6 protein-coding genes and 1 pseudogene are annotated in these 7,125 nt (G+C 39.8%); 6 read left to right on the forward strand and 1 reads right to left on the reverse strand.

The genetic code is table 11. From position 1 onward, the window contains the following. Window positions 1-329 precede the first annotated feature (329 nt). From JMX75_RS12650 to JMX75_RS12675, 6 genes are all read left to right on the forward strand, one after another. Window positions 330-1,283 (forward strand): replication initiation protein, encoded by a 954-nt coding sequence (locus tag JMX75_RS12650; protein WP_045448300.1) that lies wholly within the window; start codon window positions 330-332, stop codon window positions 1,281-1,283. Window positions 1,284-1,362: 79 nt separating this feature from the next. Beyond that, window positions 1,363-1,596, forward strand: coding sequence for a type II toxin-antitoxin system RelB/DinJ family antitoxin (locus tag JMX75_RS12655; RefSeq protein WP_025652648.1), 234 nt, complete (start codon window positions 1,363-1,365; stop codon window positions 1,594-1,596). 93 nt (window positions 1,597-1,689) lie between these two features. Next, window positions 1,690-1,980, forward strand: coding sequence for a type II toxin-antitoxin system Phd/YefM family antitoxin (locus tag JMX75_RS12660; RefSeq protein WP_025652647.1), 291 nt, complete (start codon window positions 1,690-1,692; stop codon window positions 1,978-1,980). Next, complete coding sequence (locus JMX75_RS12665; protein WP_025652646.1) at window positions 1,977-2,231, forward strand: Txe/YoeB family addiction module toxin; 255 nt, start codon at window positions 1,977-1,979, stop codon at window positions 2,229-2,231. The genes JMX75_RS12660 and JMX75_RS12665 overlap by 4 nt, the downstream gene beginning before the upstream one ends. A 536-nt stretch (window positions 2,232-2,767) precedes the next feature. After that, window positions 2,768-4,018 carry a replication initiation protein gene (locus JMX75_RS12670; RefSeq protein WP_201532546.1) on the forward strand — a complete coding sequence of 417 codons (1,251 nt, stop codon included), beginning with the start codon at window positions 2,768-2,770 and terminating at the stop codon, window positions 4,016-4,018. 531 nt (window positions 4,019-4,549) lie between these two features. Beyond that, window positions 4,550-5,518, forward strand: coding sequence for a DNA-binding protein (locus tag JMX75_RS12675; RefSeq protein WP_025652670.1), 969 nt, complete (start codon window positions 4,550-4,552; stop codon window positions 5,516-5,518). Between the two features lie 1,368 nt (window positions 5,519-6,886). Here the strand turns inward: JMX75_RS12675 and JMX75_RS12680 are convergent. Continuing rightward, a pseudogene (locus JMX75_RS12680) lies at window positions 6,887-7,125 on the reverse strand (CHAP domain-containing protein); the annotation flags it as partial.

Raw genomic sequence — 7,125 nt, forward strand, 5'->3', positions numbered from 1 at the left:
CATTAAGTAAATGGACAATTGCATTCTGAGCTACTGATCAGTTTTACAAGTGATTGGTCGATCAAATTATCATCTTAAATCCGTCGGTTTTTTGGTTTTTTCCTTATTATTTAAAATAAAAATATATTTTTTACTTTTAAAAACTTTTAAAGACTTTTAGACAGTCTGTAAGCTTTGCTATTAAAGGGTTACGCACTCTATTATGCTACTTTTATCCCGCATTATGCTACTTTTATCCCGCATTATGCTACTTTTATCCCGTTTAAATGCTACTTTTATCCCGCATTATGCTAGTATCTTAAAGTAACTAGCATAATGAGGTTGTCATAATGAATGATGTCGAGCTATACGAAAAAAAATATCCTGAAAAATGGATTGTTATGCAGAATAAAATTACTCAAGCTTTTAGAGAGATGTCTATTGATGAGAAGCGCATCATTATTCTAGCGAGCCCATTGGTTAGGGTTAATAATGCTACTGAAAAAACACCGATAGAGGTTGCGTCTTCTGAATTTGCTAAGCTTAGCGGAATAGATAGAAACTCGGCTTATAAGCAAATGAAATCAGCTAGCAAAAAATTAATGAAGCGTACATTCATTTATGAGGATAAGGATGGTGATGATACAGAGGTTCAATGGCTAATCAGGTCGAAATATGCAGATGGCTATATATCGATGCATTTTACAGATGAGGTAATATACTTACTTCAGGTTTTTGATAAGCTCAACCCTTACACTAAATATTTAAAAGAAGATATCTTAAACCTCAAATTGACTTACTCGTTAGACCTTTACCATCTAGCAAAAAAGTCTGAGGGGAAGGGTGGTTTTTCTATGACTTTAGATCAATATAGGCAAGAACTTGGCACGCCTAAGTCGTATGAGCGCATCAACAATTTGAAAGAGAATGCAGTTGATGGACCCATAAAAGAAATTAATCAGAAAACCGACATCAAAATCACCTATGAAAACATCAAACGTGGACGCACAGTTACAGGTTTGACATTCACCGTCAAGGCCAAGCCAACTAAGAAAAAAGGACAGGAGGGCCTAAATCAGAATAATGAGGATAGAGATATCCCACCTCTAACCGTTAAGCAAATTGATCGTTTTGCCCCTTTGTTGGCTAACTACTCACCGTTTGGTAGTTACGCACCATCAGGTAAAAGCACTCAAGAAGTTATTAGTTGGTTACACACTCAATTAAGAGATGAGGCTTTTTTAAAGACCCACAAAAAGCACTTACTGGCGATAGGCTATACGTTCCCTAAGCAGAAATCATAATATGAAAAAGCATGCTTAGTAGTTTTGGCATTACAAATGGTTTATATTGTACGTACATATATAAGCCATTTGTAATGCCATGACGACAACCAATTATAATATCAGGCTCGATCAAGAGCTCAAGGATAGCGCCTTTGCCGTGTTTGAAAGCTATGGATTAACGCCGTCTCAAGCAATCAAATTGTTCTTAACTCAAGTGGCGCAAACCAATACCGTGCCGTTATCCTTTGATTATCAAAAACCCTCTAATCTTAATACGCCGCCACAAACTTCTGCGGGTGATTACGGATTGAGCGGCCAGCGCCATAAATAAATCAGTGTAAAAATAACTGTACAGATATAAGTACAGATATGGTATATAATATCAGTCATACAAATAAAGATGACCAAACACGGAGTAATCGTTATGGATGTTGTGAACTACACTGATTTTAGAAAGGGCCTAGCCAAATATATCGATAAGGTAGATACCGACAAATCGCCGATCGTGATTACTAGACAAAACGCCAAACCTGCGGTACTCATGAGTTTAGAAGAGTTTAATTCATATGAGGAAACGCTTCATCTGCTAAAAAGCCCCACTAATGCCAAGCGCCTCAGACGCTCTATAGCCGATGCTAAGGCGGGTCGTTTAATCGAGCATGACATCAATACGGATGACGCATTATTGACTTGTGATGATGAGGTGGACGCTTGATCTTATCTTGGACACAGGATGCGTGGGAGGACTACGAATACTGGCAAAAAACCAGCAAAGAGAAGGTCAAGCAAATAAGTAAGCTGATTAAAGCCATCAAACGTGATCCATTTGAGGGTATTGGTAAACCTGAACCACTCAAACACGATCTGGCAGGCTATTGGTCGCGTCGCATTGATCAAGAGCATAGACTGGTTTATGAGGTTCAAGATGATGCCATTATCATCGTTCAGTGCCGATATCATTATTAAGTAAACAGTGTTAGTTCACAAAAGTGCTTGATCCTAAGAATCAGGCACTTTTTTATTTTCCATTCTGGCTATGTGTCCTAAAACGAACGAGAAAGCTCTGTAGAGACGTCTAAATATATTGGTTAGTACTTCGACCTAAACATTCGACAACAAACCTTATGTGGTCATACGACGCCATATAATTGCTAATGGTGACTATACCTCTGATCACGTTACCACAGAATAAAATAGTTGCTGTTTTATTCTTACCTAAAAATACACGTATATTATTTTGTATTTATATATACAGATTTAACAGATTTATACGTTTTTCGCCAATCCTCTGTAGCGCTTCATTTATAAGTATTACAGGGGATTTTTTTTATTTAAATGACGACGTTAACCTTGTTATAGGTAGACAAATACCTTGTTGTTTTAGTGTATAGGTAGACATTTAGCTTGTTTTAGGTAGACAAATACCTTGTATATGACGAAAAATTATAAAATTTTTCGTCATATATGTTATATTAGTTAAAACCAAACAAATAGGTCAGGATATGACACCTGAAGAAATGCAGGGTTTTCAAGACAAGCTTAGGCAAGACTTTGGCCATACAATCAGGGTACGCGTTGAAAAACCGCTGACACCAGAGGAGCGTGAGGCTTTAATCAATCATATTAGATACACAAGAAATGATTTCAACGCCTCTATTGAGATTATTGAGCCCATTCCTATTGACTTTGATTTTGAGGTATTGCCTTTTGAAGAAGAGATTCAAAAGCCTATACAAGCCCCTCAAAATGCAAGTTCAGATGCCAGTAGTACAGCATCCGATAAAAAAGACCATAGCAACTGGGTTTATGGGCCGAATTGGATTGTGCTACAAAACAGATTATTAAACGCGATTACAGATTTGACGCATAACGAGAGACGACTGATCATGCTTTTATCGCCAAAGGTTCGAGCTGCCGTTGATAAAAATGCTAATCAGCGGACGTTTATGTTGACAGCTTCAGAGTTTGCCAAAGAATATGGGCTCGAAAAAGATGGTACATACCAGCTGCTAAGTGAGTTATCGGATAGTTTGCTACAAAAAGCGTTTTGGTTTTATGATTTCAAAGCAGATGAGGTCGTCAATAGAAAAGGTAGCAGTTGGGTTGCTGAGTGTGAGTATCTAAAGGGTCAAGGGCGAATAGCGGTGACGTTGACAGATACAGTGACTGAGATGTTAACTGTATTTGATAAGTCAAACACGTTCACGAAGTACGAGAGGCACTATATCGTGGAGCTGGGCTCTTACGGTATTTTAATGTTCGAGCTTGTCAGTAGCTGTTTGCACTTGCAGGGTGGTAAAAAAGCGTACTCAGTTGCGTATCTGCGCCAAAAATTCAACTGCACAGACAAGTATGAGAAAATCACAGACTTTAAAACTAAGGTCTTAGGTAAAGCCATAGCAGAGGTTGAGAAGCACACACCGCTGAAGGTTAGCTATACAGAAAACAAAATCGGCCGAGAAATCAGTGAAATCGTGTTTTGTATTCGGGACACCAGCAGTACAAGCCTTGAAGATATTGTCAAAGTGTTTAGTCCAGCTGAGATTAAAAAATATGGTTGGAAACTTAAAGACAAGCATGAGGTAGTTAGTAATTTTCCTCAATCGATTAAAACGCCGGTTGAGACACAAAAAGAGATCGAGGCGCGTATGGCAAAACCTGAATACTACGCAGAGTATGTGCGCTACTTAAAAAAATTAACTGACTTTGATGAAAAGCTACATATAAAAAATATGCTCAAAAGAGCCAATTAACAGCGCTTTAACCTCACTTGTGACGCACACATCAAAGGGAGTCGATGATAGTGAACTCGTGCGGTCTCTTATGCAAGGCATATTATAGGATTTAGTAGGGAGTATTATGAGCAAGGTTAGCTATAAAATAGACGAATTACCGCCACTAACTGCTAAGTAGCAAGCAGATTCAGAGCATCTAGCCACGCTTAGCGATGACGACATTGATTTATCGGACATTCCAGAAGTCACCGACTGGTCAGGCGCGATCCGTGGCAGTATCAAATCTCAAGCGTTGTCTACGGAAACCAGTGTCATTAGCCCAAGTATCCTTGCCAAATTCAAGGACAGAGCTAAGCAAACAGGCGGTAACTATCAAGACATGATCAACGATGCCCTAGAAGAATACCTAACCGATCACTAGGCATTAAATAACAAGCACATGACCTCAAGATTACTTGGGGTTTTTTTACATTCTATATTGTAGTATGTTGTATATTGTAGTATATTATATACAACATACTACAATATACTATTAAGGGATACAAAATCATGGCACTCACGATACAAGATATTCATGCAGCAGCAGACCAATTACAAGAGCAAGGGGTTAAGCCGACACTGGCAGAGGTGCGTAAGGCGCTAGGCGGTGGATCATTCACGACTATCAGTGATGCTATGCAAAGCTGGAAGCGAGAACAGCAAGAAGAGCAAGAGCTACAGCAAGTAGACTTACCTAGTGGTATCACAGAACGCTTGCACACGCTTGGGGCTGATATGTGGCAGACGGCTATTGATATGGCTAATGATAGATTGTCTAAAGAGCGTGAAGCTTTAGAGGTGGTTAAGATCAAGGCACAAGCAGAGATGGACGAAGCGCAAGAAGCGGTTAAGACCTTGGAGGGGGAACAAGCGGATTTACTACAGCAACTGGACGAGGTGACCGGCACTGCGGAAACAGCAACTAAAAGCGCACAGCAAGCCACAGCTGACCATGACGCTACCAAACAGACGCTATTAGATACTAGGCATGAATTAGAGCTTGAACGCACTAAGGCTAAGACCGCGCAATCACAGCTTGCAGAGGTGAGTAATGCATTAGATAAGCAATCTATAGAGCTGACTAGCAGTCTTGGTGAGGTAGCCACGCTTAAAGCCACAGCTGATAGTGATAAGGCAGAGATTGCACGTTTAAAGATTGAACTTAAAAATACTAAGTCAGAGCTAAAGGCAGTCACCACTGAGCGGAATGATATACAAACGGCTACCGCAGAGATCAAAGGAGAGTTAAAGGCAGTCACCGCTGAACGTGACAAGCTATCAGGACTTAATAATCAGCTGACTCAAACTCAGGCTAAGCTTGAAGCCGAGCATAGCGTATTGAATAAACAATATAGCGAGCTATCAAGCCGTCATTTATCAAAGCAGGAACAAGTGACTCTGTTACAAGATCAACTTAAGAAAGCACAAGATGCTCTAATACTTATTCAAAACAAAGATAATACTTTGGATGCTGACTAAATAAAAGTATTCGAGGTTTCAGTTTAATTAGGATTTCAAGATAAAGAACAGTTATAAGTTTGGGAGGTAGTTTACCCAAGGCATAGATCTCGTTCTATTCACACTAAGCTTATGAATCAACCATGACAATATCGACTCACTGAATAAGTGACTGCTGTATAATAACTATTCTAAATTTTTCTCTGGACTCTTATAGTATATAGCCGAGTGGGCTATATACTACTTAAATTAGCCTAAGTGAATTTATGCTGATTTTGGAGCCTTGAGCAGATTTCAAGGAACACTCACCCTAAAGCGATTATGAGTAGATAAAATACTCACAATCGCTTTAGTGCATTCCTTGGATTTGATGTGATTAGTCATGCCGACTTCATTGCCCATCGCGTCATCAAGACCGTATCACTGTATCAAGCTACGGTTGTTAAGATTACGGCTGATAGCACCGCCTAGACACGCTCTTAACCGCTACTGTGCTGTCATACGCTAGCAAGGGCATAAACCCAATATACCGCTACGATATGCACGAGTAACCACTCATTGCGTTGCTCAATATGTCTAGAACCCCCTGTCGAGAGCTTACCCCTGTGTCAAACGCAGTCGTCGCCGAGGCCTGCCACCCATTTGACGGGTAACGGGTACAAAGAGAGCAGCACAAGGATGTAACGAGCGAACAAGCAGTTTTTAAAATGTATAGTGAATAAGGTTGATATGAAAGCAGTTTTTGGATAAAATGCACCTACACGGGCATTTAATGCTGTTCAAATAACGCACTGCGTATGCTTATTTGTTCGTTACAGGGTGTTGACGCACTCTGTAACCGTTAGCTACATTAAAAACTAAATGCCTCTAGGAGTCAACTCCCAGAGGCATTTTTTTGTTTAGTCTTTCGATATGACTCTGGTAAATCTTTAGGTGCTATCATAATCAACTTTCTCAAGTACTTCAAATCGCTTTGAGAGTGTCATAATCTCTCAAAAAACCATCTGAACCGCCTCAGGTTTTCGGAGACTAAACAGTCTTAGAGAGTACGACGAACTCGGGGTGGTTTACCCATACGCTTTGAGCTAAGCCACATCTTCATGAGCGTCGTTTCGTAATTTGTCTTGTAATGCTAGCAATCCAAAAATTTCTCAGTTTTGCGCCAGAAATGTGCAGGTAGTGCACAAGCGGTATCATGTGGCATCTTAAACGCGCTTGCCGATAATTCTTGTAATGAGTAATGATATCAGTAGTGTCTATTTCTGACTGATCAAATCATGAAAGGTTAAATACACCCTGATGTTAAGCACAAAAAAACCCAGCAATGATAGTAAGATCACTACTGGGTTGGAGAAAAGCAATAAATATGTTGTGCTGACTTCTCAGGTCTTATTTATCATTCATAGCAAGGTAGATATTACGATCTGATGCGGATGCGTCATCCACATATTTTGAATCACGCCATGTCGTATAAGCATAGACACCACTGTATGGGCTGATACTGTTCTGACGGAAGTCAGAAATCCAATTTGTACCATCGAAAATTTGAATATGGCCATGTGGACGCTTTGATGAGCGATCATAGACAATAACATCACCTACTTGGGTTGGCATATCATTGCTGATTT

Origin of the sequence: Psychrobacter sp. LFX-11D (genome assembly GCF_904846475.1) — a bacterium.
GTDB classification, from domain to species: Bacteria; Pseudomonadota; Gammaproteobacteria; order Pseudomonadales; family Moraxellaceae; genus Psychrobacter; species Psychrobacter cryohalolentis.

Bases quoted from the DNA above. Each gene is read 5' to 3' on its own strand.
- JMX75_RS12650 (WP_045448300.1), top strand. From the start codon at position 330: ATGAATGATGTCGAGCTATACGAAAAAAAATATCCTGAAAAATGGATT.
- JMX75_RS12655 (WP_025652648.1), top strand. From the start codon at position 1,363: ATGACGACAACCAATTATAATATCAGGCTCGATCAAGAGCTCAAGGAT.
- JMX75_RS12660 (WP_025652647.1), top strand. From the start codon at position 1,690: ATGGATGTTGTGAACTACACTGATTTTAGAAAGGGCCTAGCCAAATAT.
- JMX75_RS12670 (WP_201532546.1), top strand. From the start codon at position 2,768: ATGACACCTGAAGAAATGCAGGGTTTTCAAGACAAGCTTAGGCAAGAC.
- JMX75_RS12675 (WP_025652670.1), top strand. From the start codon at position 4,550: ATGGCACTCACGATACAAGATATTCATGCAGCAGCAGACCAATTACAA.